Annotated in this window: 22 protein-coding genes; 16 read left to right on the top strand and 6 right to left on the bottom strand. The window is 51.7% G+C overall.

Annotated features, from left to right (window positions below):
• Positions 1-249 precede the first annotated feature (249 nt).
• The 4 genes from R7093_RS20390 (at position 250) to R7093_RS20375 (ending at position 3,026) form a co-directional block, all read left to right on the top strand.
• The gene (locus R7093_RS20390) at positions 250-561 is read left to right on the top strand and encodes a hypothetical protein (RefSeq protein WP_000338945.1); all 312 of its coding nucleotides are present in this window, start codon (positions 250-252) and stop codon (positions 559-561) included.
• A 173-nt stretch (positions 562-734) separates the two neighbouring features.
• A complete protein-coding gene (locus R7093_RS20385; protein ID WP_001151304.1) occupies positions 735-1,520 on the top strand; it encodes a ParA family protein in 786 nt (261 codons plus the stop codon).
• 3 nt (positions 1,521-1,523) lie between these two features.
• Positions 1,524-2,705, top strand: coding sequence for a ParB/RepB/Spo0J family partition protein (locus tag R7093_RS20380; protein ID WP_001207227.1), 1,182 nt, complete (start codon positions 1,524-1,526; stop codon positions 2,703-2,705).
• A 48-nt stretch (positions 2,706-2,753) separates the two neighbouring features.
• Complete coding sequence (locus tag R7093_RS20375; protein WP_000703827.1) at positions 2,754-3,026, top strand: helix-turn-helix domain-containing protein; 273 nt, start codon at positions 2,754-2,756, stop codon at positions 3,024-3,026.
• Positions 3,027-3,078: 52 nt separating this feature from the next.
• On the opposite strand, the gene R7093_RS20370 is transcribed toward R7093_RS20375, so the two are convergent.
• Both R7093_RS20370 and R7093_RS20365 read right to left on the bottom strand, forming a co-directional pair.
• Complete coding sequence (locus tag R7093_RS20370) at positions 3,079-3,714, bottom strand: N-6 DNA methylase (protein ID WP_000074431.1); 636 nt, start codon at positions 3,712-3,714, stop codon at positions 3,079-3,081.
• Positions 3,715-3,805: 91 nt separating this feature from the next.
• Positions 3,806-3,949, bottom strand: a complete 144-nt coding sequence (locus R7093_RS20365; protein ID WP_000939033.1) for a hypothetical protein — start codon at positions 3,947-3,949, stop codon at positions 3,806-3,808.
• A gap of 326 nt (positions 3,950-4,275) precedes the next feature.
• On the opposite strand from R7093_RS20365, the gene R7093_RS20360 reads away from it, so the two are divergent.
• The 10 genes from R7093_RS20360 (at position 4,276) to R7093_RS20315 (ending at position 10,172) form a co-directional block, all read left to right on the top strand.
• Positions 4,276-4,653 (top strand): hypothetical protein, encoded by a 378-nt coding sequence (locus R7093_RS20360; RefSeq protein ID WP_001125904.1) that lies wholly within the window; start codon positions 4,276-4,278, stop codon positions 4,651-4,653.
• Positions 4,646-4,927, top strand: a complete 282-nt coding sequence (locus R7093_RS20355) for a hypothetical protein (protein ID WP_000044823.1) — start codon at positions 4,646-4,648, stop codon at positions 4,925-4,927. Before R7093_RS20360 ends, R7093_RS20355 begins: the two co-directional genes overlap by 8 nt.
• A complete protein-coding gene (locus tag R7093_RS20350) occupies positions 4,902-5,576 on the top strand; it encodes a hypothetical protein (RefSeq protein ID WP_000344149.1) in 675 nt (224 codons plus the stop codon). Before R7093_RS20355 ends, R7093_RS20350 begins: the two co-directional genes overlap by 26 nt.
• Complete coding sequence (locus R7093_RS20345; RefSeq protein ID WP_000566443.1) at positions 5,569-6,075, top strand: hypothetical protein; 507 nt, start codon at positions 5,569-5,571, stop codon at positions 6,073-6,075. The genes R7093_RS20350 and R7093_RS20345 overlap by 8 nt, the downstream gene beginning before the upstream one ends.
• A 5-nt stretch (positions 6,076-6,080) precedes the next feature.
• Entirely contained in the window at positions 6,081-6,392 is a 312-nt protein-coding gene (locus R7093_RS20340) for a hypothetical protein (RefSeq protein WP_001447539.1), read from the top strand.
• An 8-nt stretch (positions 6,393-6,400) separates the two neighbouring features.
• The gene (locus tag R7093_RS20335; RefSeq protein WP_000647188.1) at positions 6,401-6,901 is read left to right on the top strand and encodes a hypothetical protein; all 501 of its coding nucleotides are present in this window, start codon (positions 6,401-6,403) and stop codon (positions 6,899-6,901) included.
• A 3-nt stretch (positions 6,902-6,904) separates the two neighbouring features.
• Entirely contained in the window at positions 6,905-8,332 is a 1,428-nt protein-coding gene (locus R7093_RS20330; RefSeq protein ID WP_000936897.1) for a DNA cytosine methyltransferase, read from the top strand.
• Entirely contained in the window at positions 8,332-8,988 is a 657-nt protein-coding gene (locus tag R7093_RS20325; protein ID WP_000268552.1) for a hypothetical protein, read from the top strand. The genes R7093_RS20330 and R7093_RS20325 overlap by 1 nt, the downstream gene beginning before the upstream one ends.
• 124 nt (positions 8,989-9,112) lie before the next feature.
• Positions 9,113-9,661: a phage head-tail adapter protein gene (locus tag R7093_RS20320; RefSeq protein ID WP_225452416.1), complete on the top strand. Its 549-nt coding sequence runs from the start codon at positions 9,113-9,115 to the stop codon at positions 9,659-9,661.
• A gap of 232 nt (positions 9,662-9,893) precedes the next feature.
• Positions 9,894-10,172, top strand: coding sequence for a hypothetical protein (locus tag R7093_RS20315; RefSeq protein WP_000746034.1), 279 nt, complete (start codon positions 9,894-9,896; stop codon positions 10,170-10,172).
• A gap of 90 nt (positions 10,173-10,262) precedes the next feature.
• On the opposite strand, the gene R7093_RS20310 is transcribed toward R7093_RS20315, so the two are convergent.
• From R7093_RS20310 to R7093_RS20295, 4 genes are read right to left on the bottom strand one after another with little or no spacing between them, the layout of a single operon-like run.
• The gene (locus R7093_RS20310; RefSeq protein WP_000467110.1) at positions 10,263-10,751 is read right to left on the bottom strand and encodes a hypothetical protein; all 489 of its coding nucleotides are present in this window, start codon (positions 10,749-10,751) and stop codon (positions 10,263-10,265) included.
• 14 nt (positions 10,752-10,765) lie between these two features.
• Positions 10,766-12,958: a DNA topoisomerase 3 gene (locus tag R7093_RS20305; RefSeq protein WP_000366823.1), complete on the bottom strand. Its 2,193-nt coding sequence runs from the start codon at positions 12,956-12,958 to the stop codon at positions 10,766-10,768.
• A complete protein-coding gene (locus R7093_RS20300) occupies positions 12,958-13,191 on the bottom strand; it encodes a hypothetical protein (RefSeq protein WP_001191890.1) in 234 nt (77 codons plus the stop codon). Before R7093_RS20300 ends, R7093_RS20305 begins: the two co-directional genes overlap by 1 nt.
• On the bottom strand, positions 13,173-13,790 hold the full coding sequence (locus tag R7093_RS20295; protein WP_001249395.1) for a hypothetical protein: 618 nt from the start codon (positions 13,788-13,790) through the stop codon (positions 13,173-13,175). The genes R7093_RS20300 and R7093_RS20295 overlap by 19 nt, the downstream gene beginning before the upstream one ends.
• 167 nt (positions 13,791-13,957) lie before the next feature.
• Between R7093_RS20295 and mobH the strand changes: the two genes are divergently transcribed.
• Both mobH and traD read left to right on the top strand, forming a co-directional pair.
• Positions 13,958-16,930 (top strand): MobH family relaxase, encoded by a 2,973-nt coding sequence (gene mobH, locus R7093_RS20290; protein ID WP_001326173.1) that lies wholly within the window; start codon positions 13,958-13,960, stop codon positions 16,928-16,930.
• The gene (traD, locus tag R7093_RS20285) at positions 16,927-18,792 is read left to right on the top strand and encodes a conjugative transfer system coupling protein TraD (protein WP_000178857.1); all 1,866 of its coding nucleotides are present in this window, start codon (positions 16,927-16,929) and stop codon (positions 18,790-18,792) included. The genes mobH and traD overlap by 4 nt, the downstream gene beginning before the upstream one ends.
• Positions 18,793-18,796 lie beyond the last annotated feature (4 nt).

Below are 18,796 nucleotides of genomic sequence, written 5' to 3'. Positions count from 1 at the left end.
AAGGGAATCCCCAGGCGAGTAACCTGTTTGCGGTGATCCATTAGCTGCAGGAGCAGAATAGCATACATCTGGAAGCAAAGCCAGGAAAGCGGCCTATGGAGCTGTGCGGCAGCGCTCAGTAGGCAATTTTTCAAAATATTGTTAAGCCTTTTCTGAGCATGGTATTTTTCATGGTATTACCAATTAGCAGGAAAATAAGCCATTGAATATAAAAGATAAAAATGTCTTGTTTACAATAGAGTGGGATAAATGGACGCTAAAGAACTGAACCACATGATAGCTGAGGCCTACAGCCGGGATTTGCAAAAGCCTGAGCTGGTATCGTTCAAAGAGGTGAGTCGCTGGGGGCGTAAGTACGGTTTCCCCGTCGTATGCACTCTGGCCGATGAAAGTGAAGAAAAGCAGATCCACTGGGCTGCCAGTTTGCTCATTCAAGTAGCCGGTACTTGGCCGCGAGAAGATATGCCGGAATTGCTCACACCGGAACGGGGCTCCGCGCTGTTCAACGATGCGATGCAGTTATTGGCGAATGGGCTTGGAGCAGCAAATCAATTGCGCTGACAGCACAAACCTTGTCAATAAGCGGCCTTCATGGCCGTTTTTTTGTTTAAAGTTTGTTTTAACAGAACCATAATTAGATATTGCAGTATCATTTTATGATCGCTACAATCTTTCACATGTGAAAGTTTGGGGGTGGTCTTGATCACCTGCGAGAAACCAAAATAGAGGTGGGTATGGCAAAAGTAATCAGCTTCGCCAACCAGAAAGGCGGAGTGGGTAAGAGTACCCTCTGTATCCAGCAGGCCTTTTATCTGGCGTTACAGAAGAAAAAGAAAGTGCTGGTCTTGGATATGGATGGTCAGGGGAACACGTCCTCTCGACTGGCCCCCAGACGAGAGCTTGAGGATGGTGACTACGAGCCCATCCTCACAGGAACCAAAACCGCAGAGCTGTTCGCTTACGAGCTGGACGGCATTGAGGTCATGCACTGCCCTTGCGGTGCAGACCTCATTCATACGCCGAAAAACGACCCGGATCTGTTTGAGATGGAGGCTGTGCCTCTTGACCAGGCCATGAATCCGGCTCGCCATTTGGCTGAGCTGTTTGAGAACTACGACTACGTGCTGATTGATTGTCCGCCTAGCCTCGGCAGAAAGCTGGTGGCAGCGTTGGTGATGTCTACCCATGTGGCATGTCCAGTAAAGCTCTCTGGCTTCGCTGTGGACGGCGTAGAAGGTCTCCTGAACACGATTATTGGTGTGCGCGAGGCGTACAACCAAGATTTGGAGATCCTGGGCATCGTGATCAACGACATGGACCGCTCTGTCAATCACGACAAAGCCCTCAAGTCGCTGGAGAACACAGTTCCGGATCTGTTGTTTGAGAACAAAATTATGCACCGGCCTCCGCTCGATACGGCGACGACTGATGGCATCCCTGTCTGGGAGCTTCGCTATGGACATGTCGCGGCCAAAGAAGTTGAGGCGGTGTTGGAAGAACTATTAGAGAAGGTGGGCTAAGCGATGGCATTGAACAATTTAAAAGGCCTGTCCGAACTTGCTAAAGCCGCCAAAGGCAAGAAAGGCAAAGAGGTTCTTACCGTACCTGTTGACGACGTTGTATCCAAGGTCCAGGTTCGTAAGCGCTTCCGTAACATTGAAGAGCTGGCGGCAACCTTGCTGACCGAAGGGCAGCAGTCTCCGATCATCGTGTTCCCGAAGAACGAAGAAGGCAAGTTCGTCATCCAAAAAGGGGAGCGGCGTTGGAGAGCGTGTAAACACGCTGGTATCGAGACCATTGACTTGGTGGTGAATGATAAGGTCCAGAACAACTTGGACGAGACTGCTGGTGAGCTGATCGAAAACATCCAGCGGGATGACTTGACTCCGGTAGAGATTGCCGAGGCGTTAAACCTGTTTATTGAAGAAGGTTGGAAGCAAAAGGATATTGCTGATCGGCTCGGTAAGAATATCACTTTCGTATCTACGCATCTGTCGTTGCTCAAGCTACCTGACTGTGTGCGTGAGTTATACGATAATGAAGTATGTTCTGATACAGAGACCTTGAATAACCTTCGTCTCTTGTTCGATCTGAATGAAGAAAGATGTCGCGCCGTCTGCGCGGTGGCTATGTCTGACGGGATTACTCGTAAACAAAGCCGTGAGCTGCTGAATGATGCCAAACGTATCAAAGACGAAATGGAAAAAGGCCCACTGACTGGCTCCCACCAGAATGATGAGCTTGGCGCTGGCAACACCGACGAGCAATCCCTCAACTCGGGTGGGGATGGTACGTCGGAACAAACCGGGAATGACGACCTGAACCTTGCCCAGGAGGAACTGGAAGGGGGTAAAAATTCCAATGGTCAGGACGATGATGACGAAGACCCTTTGCGTGATGAAGAGGGTGAGCACAAAGATCCTGTCAAGCAGCCAGATAACAGCGGCAAGGACAAAGATGAAGAAGGCGGTGATGCTCTTCCTCCTCTGCCGAAGGACAAGGAATGGAAGAACGTCCGGGCTGACAGTTTGATTTTTGCTGTCAACGTTAACCTGGATGGCGAGACCAAACGTGGAGTCATCATGACCGACCGTGTTGCTCTGGTTCCGTCTACTGTCTGGGTTAAAACGCTCGATGGCGAAGGCAAGGAAAAGCATGTTCATGTGCCTGTGTCAGACATTGAACTCCTGAGTGTCGAAGGCTAATAAAGGAGGCCCAGCCAGAGAGGTTGGGCCTGTCAAGAACAGGTGAATATGAAGATCTCACAGGACATGAAAAGAAAATTTGCTTTGGTGAATGCCCTGTCTAAAACGGAGAAGCCAAGTCTCCAAGACCTTCACAAGGCAACAAATATTCCTGAATCAACGATCAAGAGACAGTTGTCTGCCCTGCGTGATGAGTTCGGAATGAATATCTTGTTCGTCAGGGAGTCTACCGGCGAACGAGGTGCCACCGGCTACTACATGCTGACAGACTGGGGGATCTTAGACAGGTCTTCGTTCTTGAACCGGTACGGAAAACTGTAAGGTGCCATAGAGCAGCGCATTGAATGCAAAACCCGCCAATCGGCGGGTTTTTTTATGCTGCCACGGTAGCGGCGGTTGCTGGAGGTTTTTCGGCGTAGTAGGCGATGTTCTTGGTTCGTCTGCTAAGGGTGTCTATGCCGACGATACTCAGCGTTTTGGGAGTGGTATTGCGGGACTCGAAATAATGGAATAGCTGGATCATGCAGCACTTCACCATCAACGGATCGATGTCTTCCAGGTAGATTGAGGCTTCTCTCAATGCTTCGGGACCGTGGTTCTCGATCAGGTTTTCCATCCAGTGAATGGCGTTGATGCCAGAACCACAGCAGGGCTCATAAAAGTCTGCCGAAGACTGTGAGCCAACAATGAGTGACATCAAGCGGCCAATCTCTGGAGGAGTGGGGAAGTAATTGGTGCCCTTCTTGTGGAAGCCAGACATGCTTAGGACGTAACCCAAAACATCGCTGGTGGGGTCGCGCTTAATGGCGGCAGACAGGACGTGAGAGAGCTCGAAGGCGACCGGCTGAAGTTCTTCCGGGATCTCCTCCTTGGCTGGGTATAGGCCAGTCTGCAAGTATGCCCACTGGTCAATAAAGGCCTCAACAAACCGAGATGTGCCCATTCTGTATCGGGACTGCTCGATGAGAGATAAAGCCTTGGATGTAAGTTGCTGTGTTTCTGGTGACATAAGCGCTCCAGTTTGTTCTGACGAAACATTCAAGAGGTAGAAACGAAGAACCCCGCCGAAGCGAGGTTCTTTGCTTTCCTGCCTGATCGCCTTAATGCCGAAGCAAAGACGTCTTGATAAAGTCGGGGCAACCGGACATTTCCCGGTCGATGAAGTCCTGACGTTTCGCCAGCGGCCATTTCATGAACGCCGCGAGCGGGATGCGCTTATTCGTGTTAGTATTGCCTTGCAGCATAACAAAGCTCCTTAATTGCTTGATTGTGTTGTAAGGGCTGCAACGAAGGTCGAAGAGCGATGCGGCCCTTATTTATGATTATTACAGCATCATAAAATAATATCAAGAGACAATAAAACGATACCAAGAAACAAAACTTTCACATGTGAAAGTCTCCCCGCTGTCCACCTCGCACACTCCAAACGCCCAAACGCCCAAATAACTTGTCTATCTGCCCAAAATGGGCGCGTAAGCGTCCGATAGAAAGTAATTGTTAGTGAGATATTGACTACACGGAATATGGCTATATCATAGAATCATAAAATGATGCTGTAAAAGTGATATGTATGCCAAAGCAAGCAAATCATCTCCGTTTGAAGAAACCTTGCGCCAACTGTCCATTCCGGAAGGAGGGCGCTATCGAGCTGGCCCCTGGGCGATTAGAAGGCATCATCAACGACATCGTTGAAAACGACATGACGACGTTTCATTGCCACAAGACCGTGCACTCAAAGTCAGGTGGTGAATGGGATGAAGAGGGTAACTATGCACCTTCGGGACAAGAGTCGATGTGTGCCGGTGCTGCGGCTTACTTGATGAAAATAGGCAGGCCGACAGTGGCTATGCGAATTGCCTTTGCGTTTGGTGATGCAAAGGTGTCCGACTGGGACGAAGCTCAAGAGCTGGTTGTCGAGCCTTTGGTACAAGGGGACCGAAATGAGTAAGCGATATGCGGTAGTGCCGCATCCGAAACTGAAACGAGAGTACAAAGGTCGGCTGGTCAGAACTACTCGGGTACTAAAAAACGGCTGGGGGTTGATCCCTCTAGGGGCTGTGGCAACGGTCACGCATCAGTCTCCCAAGGGATCAGAACTGACCTTTGAACCATGCGACTGCTGCGGCCTGAAAGCCATTATCAGTCATGTAAGCATGGACTCCATTGAATTTATCGAACCGATTACTGAGGAAGAAGATGGACGAGAACAAGCTCAACATTGAAACGGTCGATGGGCACAACGAGCTGGTAGTCAGCTTTTTGTCCAGAATGGTAAGCCTGAGTGACGAGGAAAAGCAGACAGTATTGTCCTGCCTTCCGGACACCGGCAAACAAACAATCACCCAGCTCTATGAGGCGCTGCGTTCTCAAGGGCACCAGGATCTTGCAGAGAAAGTCGAACCATACCTCCAGCAGGGGGTGTTTGGGCCGATCTTCGATAACGCCAAGTCCAAGGTGTTCGTTCGGGACGAAGCGCCTTTTTTCCTCATGGATGAAAATCCTTTGAACTGGGATGACGCTAAAGCATTCAATCGCCTACGTATGAGTACGACCTGTGTTCTTGGCCGTGGCGGCTGGACTATCGGTGAGCGCTTTGATGACCGCTTTGATACCGAGGTGGGCGGAACACAGCTTATCGTCACTCAGTCACTCAACGAAAAAGGTGAGATTGAAGGAGGACTTCCTACCTCGATGTCGCTGAATGACTTTGCTGAGTTCCCTAAACAGCCAAGGCCTCCTCAAATAGTCGATTACCAGGAAGACAAGCGATACACGCTTGAGGAAGCGGAAGCTATCCCTGAGCTCGCACCAGTGGTTCAGCGTCTGAAAGAGCGCATCGAAGAGTATGAGGAGAGAAGAGCCCATGATTGACCTGACATGCCGCCTTTGTGCTGGTTCCGGTGTTTATGACTTTTCCCCTTCCAAAGAAACCTGCGGTATGTGCCAAGGGCATGGGAAATTTGTTGACGCCAAAGCAATGCTGGTGGCTGCCATCGAGCTGGCAAAGAAGCAACGCGAGCCTGTCATTGAAGTGGTAATGGGGTTGGTGCTCCAGGGTGTGGATGTTAGAGGGAAGGAGCCTGGAGAGCGGTTCAAGGCTGCTCAGGCCTTTAACGCCCCAGGGCACAACCTATTACGATACGGGTGGGATGCTTGGGAGCTCTATGCCCTCCATGAGGGTGTAAGTCCAGAACTTGCATCGCTTGGCCGAAGTGTGATGCGCGAGTGGCATAGCCATTCATGGGGCCGGTTCAGTGGAGAGGTAGGCTTTAACGCCGCCGAGATCATGATCAAACAGGCCAAAGACAACCCAGAAAAAGCAGAAGAGCGCTGGGCGTTCCTGCTTAGTGAAGAATGGATGGTGGAGTAATTGTCGTGACAGAACAAACCAATAAGAAATTGATGCTGGATGAGTCTCCAGATATGCCCCTGCAATTCAAGTGGAGAAAGTTTGGTGGTGCGATTTTTACTGCCACGCAAACAATGGAGCACGTCAAGGAAGGACGTAAGCTCGGGCCGACTCCAGCAGGGATGCTACCTCAAGAAGTGTGGCTGAACCGCCTGATCGCTATGGAAGAAACCCTGCCACGAGGGAAGTTTTTTGACAGATTCCGCCGCCGCGACAAAAACGAGCAGTATGACTTGGCCGCCGATCATCTCCGTCTTGTCGGAAAGAAAAAGCGATAGGGGGATAGATGAAAGCCCAGGCATACCCACCATCAGTCATTCGTAAAGGCGCTGTGTTGTACGCAGCCCTTTATTACATCTCTGATGATGATAAAGCAAAGGTCGAGGTTACAGAGTGGATAGTTCGCTCTATTCAGAAACGACGCAACTCAACCAGCGATCAACGCTATGTCAATCTTGCCCAAAAGTTAGATGGGATTACGTGGGGGAAAAGGTCACGGAAGAATGGGGACTTTGGTTGGTTGCCATCTATACCGAGCTGGTGCTTGAAGCAGTTCCGGGAAGGTGGCGAATTGCCTTTTGGCGTTTATACGACGCGACTGGCCGCTCTCAAGTTTGCGAAAGTCAGCTTGCAGGAAGAGGTCCAATATTGCGAGGCCGAGCTGAAAAAGGCTCAGACAGAAGAGGATACTCAGGAACTCCAAGAGGAGCTGGCGGAGAACCAGAGACTTCTGAAAGCTGCTGGAGCAATGGTGAAGCGCGAGCAAAACAAGAAGAAAAGAGGTTGACCAATGTTACCGATCGTCTCCCCCTCCGTAGTAACCAAACAACTTGCGTTCAATCGAGTAGGCGATAAACGCAAGGTTAGGGTTTCGTCCAACTTTTTGGATGTTATGGGGTTCAAGCCAGGTATGGGCATCGCCGTTGAGCCAGGGGAGGGGATGGGCGGTTTTTCGGTGATCCCAGCGACCGATGAACTACAGACACACCAGGTTTATCAGCGCCGGTATCAACCAAAGAGTCGCTCCAACAACCCGCTGGAAACCGTTATTGAGTTTTCTGGACAAGGGCTCATAGATAAGTGCTTCCCTCGCTATACAGAGCGTTTCCACGTCGAAATGCGAAAAGGTCGAGTAGTCTTCACTCCCGTCGCAAACAGAGCCTTTGCCATTGCTGATCGGTTCAGAAAAACCAGCCCTTTCCGTGCCTTTGTGGCATTGACTGGCGGGGTAGACATTCATGTTATGGAATCGCTTGGCTGGAAGGCTGAGATTGTTTTGGAACATCGTCCAGTTGAAGCCAGAGACAGAGCATCCGGGCGGAACCTGAGTGAAGTACATGCGCTCAATACGCTGGTGAACAGCTCCCCGCGTATCCTGCTGAATGAAGACATTCATCACCTGGAGCTGGATCGCCTTGGAGCCTTGCTGGCGGAGTGCCCACCAATTGGTTTGGCCCATTACTCGTTGGGGTGTGATGACCACTCAAACGCCAAAAGTCCAAGGGACAAAGAGCGTTCTCTTGAAGATCTCTCCACCATGCTCGACATGGTTTACCCGGCACTAAAACAGATCGAGGTCGTGAACCCTGCCGTCGTGCTGGTGGAAAACGTCCCGAACTTCAAAGCATCCGGAGCCGGGGCGATGATGGGAACGACACTGCGGCGGATGGGGTACTTCCTCACTGAGATGGTCTTGAACGGTCTGGATTTCGGCGCGTACCAGGGGCGAGAACGCTATTACATGGTGGCGTCGGTCTTCCCTGGGTTCGTTCCACCGAAACCTGAGCAGAGAGCTGGTGGACGATTGTGGCCGGTGATCGAGAAGCACCTCGGGGATTGTGCAGACGTCACAGCGTTGAAGTCAATTCAGGCCAGAGAGTCAACTTCTCGCAGGATGCCTGCGTTCTTGACGAGAGAAAGCACCAGTTGCCCGACCATCCTCAAGTCTCAGGATCGTGGGGTAAAGGATGCAGTGTACATCCAAGACGGTGGCCGCATTTACAAGCCATCGGTCGATCTGGTTCAGGAGTTGATGTCGATACCTGATAGCTTTGATATTTCGTGGATGGCAAAAGAACAAGCGACAGAAACACTTGGGCAGAGTGTGGATTACAGATTGCATTCAGCGGTCATGGCCGCAGTTCGGGATCACCTGAATGTGAATTGCGGTCGCCATACCGTGGTGCAGCACGGTATCAGAAGTAAGGAAGGTAAATAATGGCAGTCATTTACTACGGCGAGGGAACCCATGACGCCGGTTTCGTCGGGTTCCGTGTCGCACGAACAGTTGGGGTGGCGGATGATTACCGGCAGGAATACTTCTCCTTGAGAGAGTATTCCTACGCAACAGCTCACCGGCTGGCCTACAGCTTGGACCGAAAGTGGGAAGCTGAGGCAGAAGAGGTGAAGCGTCAGAATAAGACTTGTAAGCGGCGACGCAACTCCGGGCCAAATATCATTGCTGAGGGGCTGAGGGCTTATATCAGTATCGAGAACCGGAGCCGGATGGGGGTGAAGAGAACCTACTTCGCACCTTGTTTTCTCGTCACAAAGCCAGGCTACGGCAATGGGGATATTGTTTTCAGGATTTCCACTCATGGCTACGCAGAAGCCTACGAAAAGGCGGTGGAAAAATATTGTGAGATCCATGATTTGACGGATGAGCAGTATGTTGAGTTGCTTGACCGTATGCCGAGTACAGAGGTGTTCACTGGATACCTGCTGAATGCTCTTTTAATACGCGGTCATCGCGCCACAAAAGCTGAAATACTGAGTAAGCTGGGGGCTGCGAAGAATGAAGATGACATCACCAATAGCAAAGGGAAAAGCGGCCACAACAGAGTGCGTTGCCCAGAGTATCGGTGGGCGCAATAACAGCGCCAGATGTTCAAACCATGTTTTATAGCAACACCTCTTTGGGGGCGGAATTATGTTTTTTGATAACAAAGTAGAATCTCACTCGCTCGTAATGGGAGCCAGCGGGAAGGGCAAATCGGTCTTGTCCGAACAAGTGCGGAAAAACGCGAGGCTGCGCGGTGATCTGCTGGTGGATACTGAGATGTACCGTGAAGGTCGAGGGTTGAAACCATACGAGCATGAGTACGCTCGTCGCTTAGTTCTGGGGCTAAGTGGACCGTTGCCGCGTGAACTGCGTGGGAAGCCGGTGACGGTTATCTCTGATGTGTCCAGACCAAAAAAGGTAAAGCGTCAGCCAAAGCAATTTGTTAAGACCGTAAATGGCGTCACCCTTGAACGCCAATTGGTGGCAGATGCAAGAGACCAGTTGGAAATGCAAACAGGCGTCTGGCTCAAACAACCTCAGCTCATCGAGCTGATGGAAGAGTCGGGCATAGACGAAACTCTAGCCGATTTTGGTGAGGCTGAAACACAGATCCGAGAAATGCTGGCGGATGCGTTGGCGATGAAACTGGTAGGGCGCTCATGGCCCAAGTGTGGAGCCCTCTATAACGCGGCAGAAAAGTCCGACGTTAACTTTTCCTCCGAGCTTGATGCTGCGGCAAAAGAAGCTGGATACATGGTTCGCTGAATGGGATTTGGTGTGGACAAGATAGATCGGCAAAGTTGGCTCGTTAAATTCAGGCGAGCGAAGTGTCAGGACACTTTAGACACGATGCGGGATGCGGCCATTCGCAACTATGAAGGGAATATTCGTGTTATCGCGGATATTGTATTGGCCCATGAGGCGAGAGAGACAGAAATTGAAAAAGGGATGTTTTGTCTAATAGTTAGATAGTCTGATGAGCTATCAGGTGGTGATTATGAAAAAGAGAATACTTCATCTGCCCGTAAAAAAGATTTACTTCGATCAGATCAAATCTGGAGAAAAACCAGATGAATATCGCCTCGTCACAGACTACTGGATAAAAAGACTAGAGGGGCGCGAGTATGATGAAGTCCATGTTAAGTGTGGCTACCCAAAGGCTGGAGATATGTCCAGGATAGAGATTCGTCCTTGGCGTGGCTTCTCAAGGAACGTCATAACGCACCCGCACTTTGGAGATTATCCGGTTGAAGTATTCGCCATCCATGTGAATTGATTTTGGTATTCTGATTTAAAACTATTGTAGCTCAGGTATCAAAAGAACTTGGGTAATTAAAGATAAGGGGCCGACGGCCCCTTAATTGTTTTAGTTTGTGAATATTGAACAATCGAGGTGGGATAGCGCTTGTTCGTAGCTACCTTTGTTGTTCGTCTTACGCAGTGCCACCAGCTCAACAATCAATTGGCTTAAAGCCAGTGATTGAGGCTCCCAGACGCGCTTGCATTTGTCAGCCATGTTGGCATTTACGTCTGTAATGACGTAGAGGAAATCAGGGACGTCTTTCAAGGTCCCCAGGCCTTTTGCCATATCAACAGCCTCAGGGTTTTGATAGCTTCGAGTGGCGCTCAGGTCATCGTGGGAAATATAGCTGGCAGATGTCTCAGCGAAACCTAACACCATGCCTTTTCCTGCGCTTTTTGCAATGGCCGAGCCGATAGCTAGAGTTGGCATGATGGCCTGACCTATTTGGCGGGTAGATGCAGTTGCCAAGCCTGAGGCGATGTTCTTCCCGGCATCTTCGGCAGTGGCAGAGCTGGTTGTGAGCATCGCAGTTAAAATGATTTTTCCAAACATACTTAATTCCTCTATCAATCCATAAAGTCCGACTTTTTGAAGGGCATAGTGCCTTTGCAATCGGGATACGCTGTGCAGCCCCAGAACTTAGAGGCTCGTTTCTTGCCAGGGGCTTTTCCTTTCCTGAGACGCATCGGGCTACCGCAATCTGGGCAGTCTGGACAATCCTCCGCCGCGATACGTTTCTCGGGTTTCCCTCGGTTGTCTGGGAACGTCTTCTTGCAAGCCTCGTTCTGGCAGCCCCAGAAAAAACCGTTCTTCCCTTTGATCCGGTGCATCTCTCCACCGCAGTTGAAGCATTCGTGTGAAGGAGGCTTCGCGCCCTCGAAGGCTTTAGCCATCGCGCCACCTTCTTTGGTCAGAACCGGTGCGGCCACTTTGAGCTGCTCAACCATTTGGCAGATCCAGGTGGAAATCTGCTTCATGAAGACAGACATGTTCCCGGAGCCGGAGGCAACTTTCTCAAGCTCCTGCTCCCAAGCCGCAGTCATGCCGGGTGATTTGATGGCTGGTGGAAGCACTGCTATAAGCGCATGAGCCTTATCAGTTGCAAGCAGTACCTTTTTCTGACGCTTGAAGTAGCCTTTATCAACAGCGCCCTGGATGATGCTTGCGCGTGTTGCTGGAGTGCCTAAACCGGCTGTGTCTTTGAGGATTTGTTTGAACTTCTCCTCAGTCACGAACCGGGCAATGTTCTCCATCGCGGCAAGCAATGTGGCTTCGGTGAAGTGCGGTGCTGGCCGCGTCATTTTGTTTGCCAGCTCGGCCCCATTCAGCAAGGCAGGTTCGCCCTGGCTAACCCTGGGGAGCTTCTCTTGTTCAACCGGCGCGTCGGTGTCTTCCCCCTCGTCCTTGGGACTGCTTTCACTATCAGAAGCAAACAAAACCTTCCAGCCTTGTTTGGTAGGTGTCTTACCAGCGGACGCAAAGAGGTGACGCCCACACTGCACCTCGATGGAGGTTTTGGTGAACTCGAACTCGCTGTAGAACTGCGCGATGTAGAAACGACGGATGGCGTCGTAAAGATTGAACTCGATCTCAGACATGGCACTGATGTCTGTTCTGGCCGGTGTTGGAATGATCGCGTGGTGCGCGGTCACTTTGGCGTCATTGAATACCCTGGCCTTGCGATGAGGATCTGCGCCAGCCACCAGCCCAGAGACGTTCTGATCGGACAAAATGAGCGCCTGGAGAATGTCCGGAATGTCTTCCTTTTGGCTCTCGGGTAGATAACGACTGTCAGTACGAGGGTAGGTGGTCGCTTTGTGCGTCTCGTACAGAGCTTGAGCTGCATCCAGTACCTGCTGAGCTGTGTATCCCCATCGTTTGCTCGCGTATTGTTGCAGCGACGTTAGATCGAAGGGGAGGGGGGCTGACTCTTTACCTGGTTTGGTTTCTGCTTTGCTGATAACAGCATTGGCACCATTGACCTGGGAGGCTACCTGCTCGGCATAGGCCTTATTGACGCACCGGCCTTGCTCGTCACTGCACTCTTCTGGTGGTATCCATTGGGCGGCAAACTGTCCATTCTGTACGGACACGTTCACACCCAGAGTCCAGTATGGTGAGGGGGTGAAACCGGCGATCTCTCGGTCCCGTTGACAAACAAGAGCGACGGTTGGGGTGATAACCCTGCCAACGTGAAGAGTGTGGTTGAAGCCGACATCTCGGGCCAGCACTGTGTAGAGGCGGCTCACGTTCATGCCTACCAACCAGTCAGCGCGTTGCCGTGCCAATGCGGCGTAGTAGAGTGAGACCGTATCCTTGCCATCCTTTACGTTGTTCAGCGCTTTCTTGATGCTTGACTCATCGAGAGCCGTCAAACAAACTCGGCGAATAGGGCCAGAGTAGCGGAATCGATCCAGAAGCGAACGGGCGATAGCCTCACCTTCTCGGTCGTAGTCCGTTGAGATGTAGATGGTGCTCGCCTTTTTGACCAGTCCCTCAACAATTTTGTACTGTTTGAACGCACTCTTGCGAACGTTGTACCGCCATGACTCTGGTGCAATAGGGAGGGTCTCCAGTGACCATGACTTGTAGCGTTCGTCATAATCGTCTGGCATATACAATTCCAGCAGGTGGCCGAACGCCCACGTAATAACGCGGTTTCCTCCATCATGGAGAAATCCATCACCTCGTTGGGAGGCCTTCATTACGCCAGCCAAATCTTTTGCCTGAGAAGGCTTCTCGCAGATATAAAGGTCCATTAAGCAGCTCCTCTCATCTTTGATTCCAGATTCGCCAGCTCAGTCCAGCTTTGAGCCAGACCTTTGACTTCGGGGTAGTCTCTGGAGAGGTTTTCGAGGACTCCAGAAATGACATAGGCCGCTTCGCTGGAATTACCCCTCGAACCGGCCTCCTGGAGCATGATTAATAAAGCGTCGAAGAGCTCAGCCTTACGGCCTAGCTCTGTCTGGTTTCTTATTTCAGAGCTTTGCATGGGTTCACCACTGAATAGGGACGCACGGACTCGCGCACAATGCGGCGATCTGCGTCAGTTACAGCCTGACTGGTGCAAAAGTGCGTCCAGGCATTCAGATAATCTTTATAGGTGTGGGTAGGTGGTATGCAGCCGGTTACAACGTCCTTGGGGATGTTTGTGGTTCCCTCGGCTTCCACAAAGCGCCAATCGTGCTCGTCCATACCTTTGCCACCATCGCAATAGCGTTCCCAGCGTGACAACTCGTACAGCGAGTAGCCTTTGCCTTTATTCATGGACTTGAAGGTATTGATGGCTTCGTTGACATCCCCGTGCTGTTTGATCCCTGCTGGAGTTTTATCTGAACCAGCGGAGTCATCTTTGACCTTGTTCATCGTTGCGCTGACATTACCGTCGCCCAGCACATGGATATAACCAGGTTGACGTAATGCAGCACCACCGCGCCCCATGTTGTCCCATGCCATCGACAGTTCCCGGCTAACTCGGGCAGGTTTGTCATTTTCGGCAGGGGCAGTCTGGGGCTGAGGCTTTTGCTCGGGGGCGTTAGAGGCACACCCGGCCAGAATTGCCACTCCCAGAATTGCTATCAGTTGTCTCATCGTGTCGTTCCTCATAAAAAATTGTCGATGAGCCCATTCTAAAAGGGGGGGGATGGAAAGCTGGTTTCTCAAACTGCCCAAATTGGACAGATAGGCGTGTGTGCGATCTAAAGGTGTTTTGAGAGCATGTAGCGACGAGAAATACGATAGGAATATGGTCAACCTACATGCTGAAAGCCCTTAACAAGTTATTTGGTGGGCGAAGTGGAGTGATCGAGACCGCGCCGAGCGTCAGAGTGTTGCCGCTTAAAGACGTGGAAGATGAAGAAATCCCTCGATACCCACCTTTTGCCAAGGGCCTGCCAGTGGCCCCACTAGACAAGATACTGGCAACCCAAGCTGAACTGATTGAGAAAGTGCGGAACTCTCTCGGTTTCACTGTGGACGACTTCAACCGGCTTGTTTTGCCGGTGATCCAGCGGTATGCCGCGTTTGTTCACCTGTTGCCAGCTTCCGAATCACACCACCACCGTGGCGCTGGTGGTCTGTTCCGACATGGGCTTGAAGTGGCCTTCTGGGCAGCTCAGGCATCTGAGTCAGTTATCTTTTCCATCGAGGGGACGCCTCGTGAACGCCGTGACAATGAGCCGCGTTGGAGACTGGCGAGCTGTTTCTCCGGGCTGCTGCATGATGTGGGTAAACCGCTCTCGGATGTGTCCATTACGGACAAAGACGGGTCAATCACATGGAACCCGTATTCGGAGTCACTTCATGACTGGGCACACCGTCACGAAATCGACCGTTACTTTATCCGGTGGCGCGACAAGCGACACAAAAGACATGAGCAATTCTCGCTGCTGGCGGTGGATCGAATTATTCCGGCTGAGACTCGGGAGTTTCTGTCCAAGTCTGGCCCGTCCATCATGGAAGCGATGCTGGAAGCTATCTCAGGAACCAGCGTCAATCAGCCTGTGACCAAGCTGATGCTTCGCGCTGACCAAGAGAGCGTCTCACGGGACCTTCGCCAGAGTCGTCTCGATGTGGACGAGTTCTCCTATGGTGTGCCTGTCGAGCGGTACGTGTTCGATGCCATCCGCCGCCTGGTTAAAACCGGAAAATGGAAGGTCAATGAGCCAGGCGCGAAAGTCTGGCACCTCAACCAAGGTGTATTCATTGCCTGGAAACAGCTTGGGGACCTTTATGACTTGATCAGCCACGACAAGATCCCCGGTATTCCACGAGACCCTGACACACTGGCCGACATTCTCATCGAACGTGGTTTTGCTGTACCAAACACGGTGCAGGAGAAGGGTGAACGTGCGTACTACCGCTACTGGGAAGTTTTGCCTGAGATGCTCCAGGAGGCGGCGGGATCGGTGAAGATCTTGATGCTCCGACTCGAATCAAACGACCTGGTGTTTACGACTGAGCCTCCTGCGGCTGTTGCTGCGGAAGTTGTTGGTGATGTTGAGGACGCTGAGATTGAGTTCGTTGATCCTGAGGAAGTCGATGACGACCAAGAGGAAGATGTGTCAGCTCTGAACGATGACATGTTGGCCGCAGAGCAGGAAGCAGAGAAAGCTCTAGCTGGTCTTGGCTTTGGTGATGCGATGGAGATGCTGAAAAGCACCTCAGATGCTGTCGAGGAGAAACCAGAGCAAAAAGATGCTGGATCAACGGAATCATCTAAGCCTGACGCTGGCAAGAAGGGTAAGCCGCAGAGCAAACCGGGCAAAGCAAAACCGAAGAGTGATACAGAGAAACAACCCCACAAACCAGAGGCAAAAGAGGATTTGTCCCCTCAGGACATTGCCAAAAACGCACCACCTTTGGCAAACGACAATCCGTTACAAGCACTCAAGGATGTTGGGGGTGGACTGGGGGACATCGACTTTCCGTTTGACGCATTCAGCGCATCGGCAGAGACAGCCAGCACTGACGCAACAAACTCAGAAATCCCAGATGTGGCAATGCCCGGAAAGCAAGAGAAGCAGCCAAAACAGGACTTCGTTCCACAAGAACAAAACTCCCTGCAGGGCGATGACTTTCCAATGTTCGGTAGTTCTGATGAACCGCCATCATGGGCGATTGAGCCGCTCCCTATGCTGACTGACGCACCAGAACAAACAACACCAGCGCCAGCAATGCCACCTACGGACAAACCTAATCTGCATGAGAAAGACGCAAAGACCTTACTCGTTGAGATGTTAGCCGGGTACGGAGAAGCATCGGCGTTGCTTGAACAAGCGATCATGCCTGTTTTGGAAGGTAAAACGACGCTGGGCGAAGTCCTATGCCTGATGAAGGGTCAAGCCGTCATTTTGTACCCGGATGGCGCTCGGTCGCTGGGTGCGCCGTCAGAGGTTCTCTCGAAGCTGTCCCACGCCAACGCGATTGTTCCAGACCCGATTATGCCAGGTCGCAAAGTTCGTGATTTCAGCGGAGTGAAGGCAATTGTACTGGCGGAGCAGCTTTCAGATGCAGTCGTAGCGGCCATTAAGGATGCCGAGGCGTCAATGGGGGGATACCAGGATGCCTTTGAGCTCGTCTCTCCCCCTGGCTTGGATGCAAGCAAGAATAAGTCTGCACCGAAACAACAAAGCCGAAAAAAGGCGCAGCAGCAGAAGCCTGAGGTTAACGCCGGTAAACCCTCGCCTGAACAAAAGGCGAAAGGTAAGGACTCCCAGCCACAGCAGAAGGAGAAGAAGGTCGATGTTACTTCTCCGGTTGAAGAGCCGCAGCGCCAGCCGGTCCAAGAAAAACAGAACGTGGCTCGCCTTCCTAAGCGGGAGGTTCAACCAGTGGCTCCTGAGCCCAAAGTTGAGCGTGAGAAGGAATTGGGACACGTCGAGGTGCGAGAAAGGGAAGAGCCAGAGGTTAGGGAGTTTGAGCCGCCTAAGGCGAAAACAAACCCGAAAGACATCAACGCGGAAGATTTCTTGCCGTCTGGTGTTACGCCTCAGAAAGCACTCCAGATGCTCAAGGACATGATCCAAAAACGCTCGGGCAGATGGCTCGTGACACCTGTCCTGGAAGAGGATGGCTGCTTAGTAACCAGTGACAAAGCCTTCGACATGATTGCCGGTGAAAACATCGGCATCAGCAAACACATCCTCTGCGGGATGCTGAGCCGGGCACAGAGACGGCCTTTGCTCAAGAAACGTCAGGGAAAACTGTATTTAGAGGTAAATGAAACATGACAATGAGTTATGACCCGCTCGCCTACGAGATGCCGTGGCGGCCCAACTATGAAAAAAATGCTGTAGCAGGCTGGCTTGCCGCCTCCGGCGCGGCTTTGGCCGTAGAGCAAGTCAGCACGATGCCTCCGGAGCCCTTCTATTGGATGACGGGGATCTGTGGCGTGATGGCGATGGCTCGTTTGCCAAAGGCTATCAAACTTCACCTGCTCCAAAAGCATTTGAAGGGGCGTGATCTGGAGTTTATTTCTATTGCGGAGCTCCAAAAGTACATCAAGGACACGCCGGACGATATGTGGCTTGGTAGTGGGTTCCTGTGGGAAAACCGCCATGCCCAGCGCGTGTTTGAGATCCTGAAACGCGACTGGACTTCCATCGTAGGGAGAGAGTCCACGGTCAAAAAGGTTGTCCGGAAGATACAGGGTAAGAAAAAGGAGCTGCCAATCGGCCAGCCCTGGATTCACGGGGTAGAACCCAAAGAAGAGAAGCTGATGCAGCCACTCAAGCACACTGAGGGGCATTCGCTGATCGTTGGGACCACCGGCTCGGGCAAGACCCGTATGTTCGACATCCTGATTTCACAGGCCATTCTGCGTGGGGAAGCCGTGATCATCATAGACCCGAAAGGGGATAAGGAGATGCGGGACAATGCACGACGTGCCTGTGAAGCTATGGGGCAGCCGGAAAGATTCGTCTCATTTCATCCAGCATTCCCGGAAGAGTCGGTGCGTATCGACCCTCTGCGTAACTTCACCCGCGTGACTGAAATTGCAAGTCGTTTGGCAGCGTTGATCCCGTCCGAAGCAGGGGCCGACCCGTTCAAATCATTTGGATGGCAGGCACTGAACAACATCGCTCAGGGCTTGGTCATCACTCATGATCGTCCCAACCTGACAAAGCTCCGCCGATTCCTTGAAGGTGGCGCTGCTGGCTTGGTCATCAAGGCCGTTCAGGCTTACTCAGAGCGAGTTATGCCCGACTGGGAGGCAGAAGCAGCGGCTTATTTGGAGAAAGTCAAAAACGGTTCGCGTGAGAAGATCGCTTTCGCGTTGATGAAGTTCTACTACGACATCATCCAACCTGAGCACCCAAACTCTGATCTGGAAGGCTTGCTGTCGATGTTCCAGCACGACCAAACCCACTTCTCCAAGATGGTGGCGAACCTCCTGCCGATCATGAATATGCTGACGTCCGGGGAGCTAGGCCCTCTGCTGTCTCCAGACTCATCTGATCTGAGCGACGAACGCCAGATCACTGATTCCGCAAAAATCATCAACAACGCTCAAGTTGCTTATCTGGGGCTCGACTCCCTGACCGACAACATGGTTGGTAGTGCTATGGGGTCCATCTTCCTGTCAGACCTGACAGCGGTTGCCGGTGACAGATACAACTACGGCGTCAACAACAGACCCGTAAATATCTTTGTTGATGAGGCTGCTGAGGTGATCAACGACCCGTTCATCCAGCTCCTGAACAAAGGTCGCGGTGCGAAACTTCGTCTTTTCGTTGCAACTCAGACTTTTGCTGACTTCGCAGCTCGACTGGGTAGCAAAGACAAAGCGCTCCAAGTGTTGGGGAACATCAACAACACGTTTGCTCTGCGTATCGTCGATGGTGAAACACAGGAGTATATCGCAGATAACTTGCCGAAGACCCGGCTCAAGTACGTCATGCGGACTCAAGGCCAGAACTCGGATGGCAAGGAGCCCATTATGCACGGAGGCAACCAAGGCGAGCGTTTGATGGAGGAGGAAGCTGATCTGTTCCCAGCCCAGTTATTGGGAATGCTTCCGAACCTGGAATACATAGCCAAAATTTCAGGCGGAACAATCGTAAAAGGCCGTCTGCCCATATTGACCCAGTAAGAGC

It is taken from the genome of Vibrio sp. 1580 (assembly GCF_033340055.1).
Note: the sequence above shows the minus strand (reverse complement) of the source record. Positions and strands in the feature narration are given on the sequence as shown.

What these genes read in the sequence shown, in the direction of transcription:
- R7093_RS20360 (WP_001125904.1), top strand. Translation starts at nt 4,276, where the DNA reads ATGCCAAAGCAAGCAAATCATCTCCGTTTGAAGAAACCTTGCGCCAAC.
- R7093_RS20300 (WP_001191890.1), bottom strand. Translation starts at nt 13,191, where the DNA reads ATGCAAAGCTCTGAAATAAGAAACCAGACAGAGCTAGGCCGTAAGGCT.
- R7093_RS20385 (WP_001151304.1), top strand. Translation starts at nt 735, where the DNA reads ATGGCAAAAGTAATCAGCTTCGCCAACCAGAAAGGCGGAGTGGGTAAG.
- R7093_RS20370 (WP_000074431.1), bottom strand. Translation starts at nt 3,714, where the DNA reads ATGTCACCAGAAACACAGCAACTTACATCCAAGGCTTTATCTCTCATC.
- R7093_RS20355 (WP_000044823.1), top strand. Translation starts at nt 4,646, where the DNA reads ATGAGTAAGCGATATGCGGTAGTGCCGCATCCGAAACTGAAACGAGAG.
- R7093_RS20365 (WP_000939033.1), bottom strand. Translation starts at nt 3,949, where the DNA reads ATGCTGCAAGGCAATACTAACACGAATAAGCGCATCCCGCTCGCGGCG.
- R7093_RS20325 (WP_000268552.1), top strand. Translation starts at nt 8,332, where the DNA reads ATGGCAGTCATTTACTACGGCGAGGGAACCCATGACGCCGGTTTCGTC.
- R7093_RS20380 (WP_001207227.1), top strand. Translation starts at nt 1,524, where the DNA reads ATGGCATTGAACAATTTAAAAGGCCTGTCCGAACTTGCTAAAGCCGCC.
- R7093_RS20335 (WP_000647188.1), top strand. Translation starts at nt 6,401, where the DNA reads ATGAAAGCCCAGGCATACCCACCATCAGTCATTCGTAAAGGCGCTGTG.
- R7093_RS20350 (WP_000344149.1), top strand. Translation starts at nt 4,902, where the DNA reads ATGGACGAGAACAAGCTCAACATTGAAACGGTCGATGGGCACAACGAG.
- R7093_RS20310 (WP_000467110.1), bottom strand. Translation starts at nt 10,751, where the DNA reads ATGTTTGGAAAAATCATTTTAACTGCGATGCTCACAACCAGCTCTGCC.
- R7093_RS20315 (WP_000746034.1), top strand. Translation starts at nt 9,894, where the DNA reads ATGAAAAAGAGAATACTTCATCTGCCCGTAAAAAAGATTTACTTCGAT.
- mobH (WP_001326173.1), top strand. Translation starts at nt 13,958, where the DNA reads ATGCTGAAAGCCCTTAACAAGTTATTTGGTGGGCGAAGTGGAGTGATC.
- R7093_RS20305 (WP_000366823.1), bottom strand. Translation starts at nt 12,958, where the DNA reads ATGGACCTTTATATCTGCGAGAAGCCTTCTCAGGCAAAAGATTTGGCT.
- R7093_RS20295 (WP_001249395.1), bottom strand. Translation starts at nt 13,790, where the DNA reads ATGAGACAACTGATAGCAATTCTGGGAGTGGCAATTCTGGCCGGGTGT.
- R7093_RS20390 (WP_000338945.1), top strand. Translation starts at nt 250, where the DNA reads ATGGACGCTAAAGAACTGAACCACATGATAGCTGAGGCCTACAGCCGG.
- R7093_RS20330 (WP_000936897.1), top strand. Translation starts at nt 6,905, where the DNA reads ATGTTACCGATCGTCTCCCCCTCCGTAGTAACCAAACAACTTGCGTTC.
- R7093_RS20345 (WP_000566443.1), top strand. Translation starts at nt 5,569, where the DNA reads ATGATTGACCTGACATGCCGCCTTTGTGCTGGTTCCGGTGTTTATGAC.
- R7093_RS20375 (WP_000703827.1), top strand. Translation starts at nt 2,754, where the DNA reads ATGAAGATCTCACAGGACATGAAAAGAAAATTTGCTTTGGTGAATGCC.
- traD (WP_000178857.1), top strand. Translation starts at nt 16,927, where the DNA reads ATGACAATGAGTTATGACCCGCTCGCCTACGAGATGCCGTGGCGGCCC.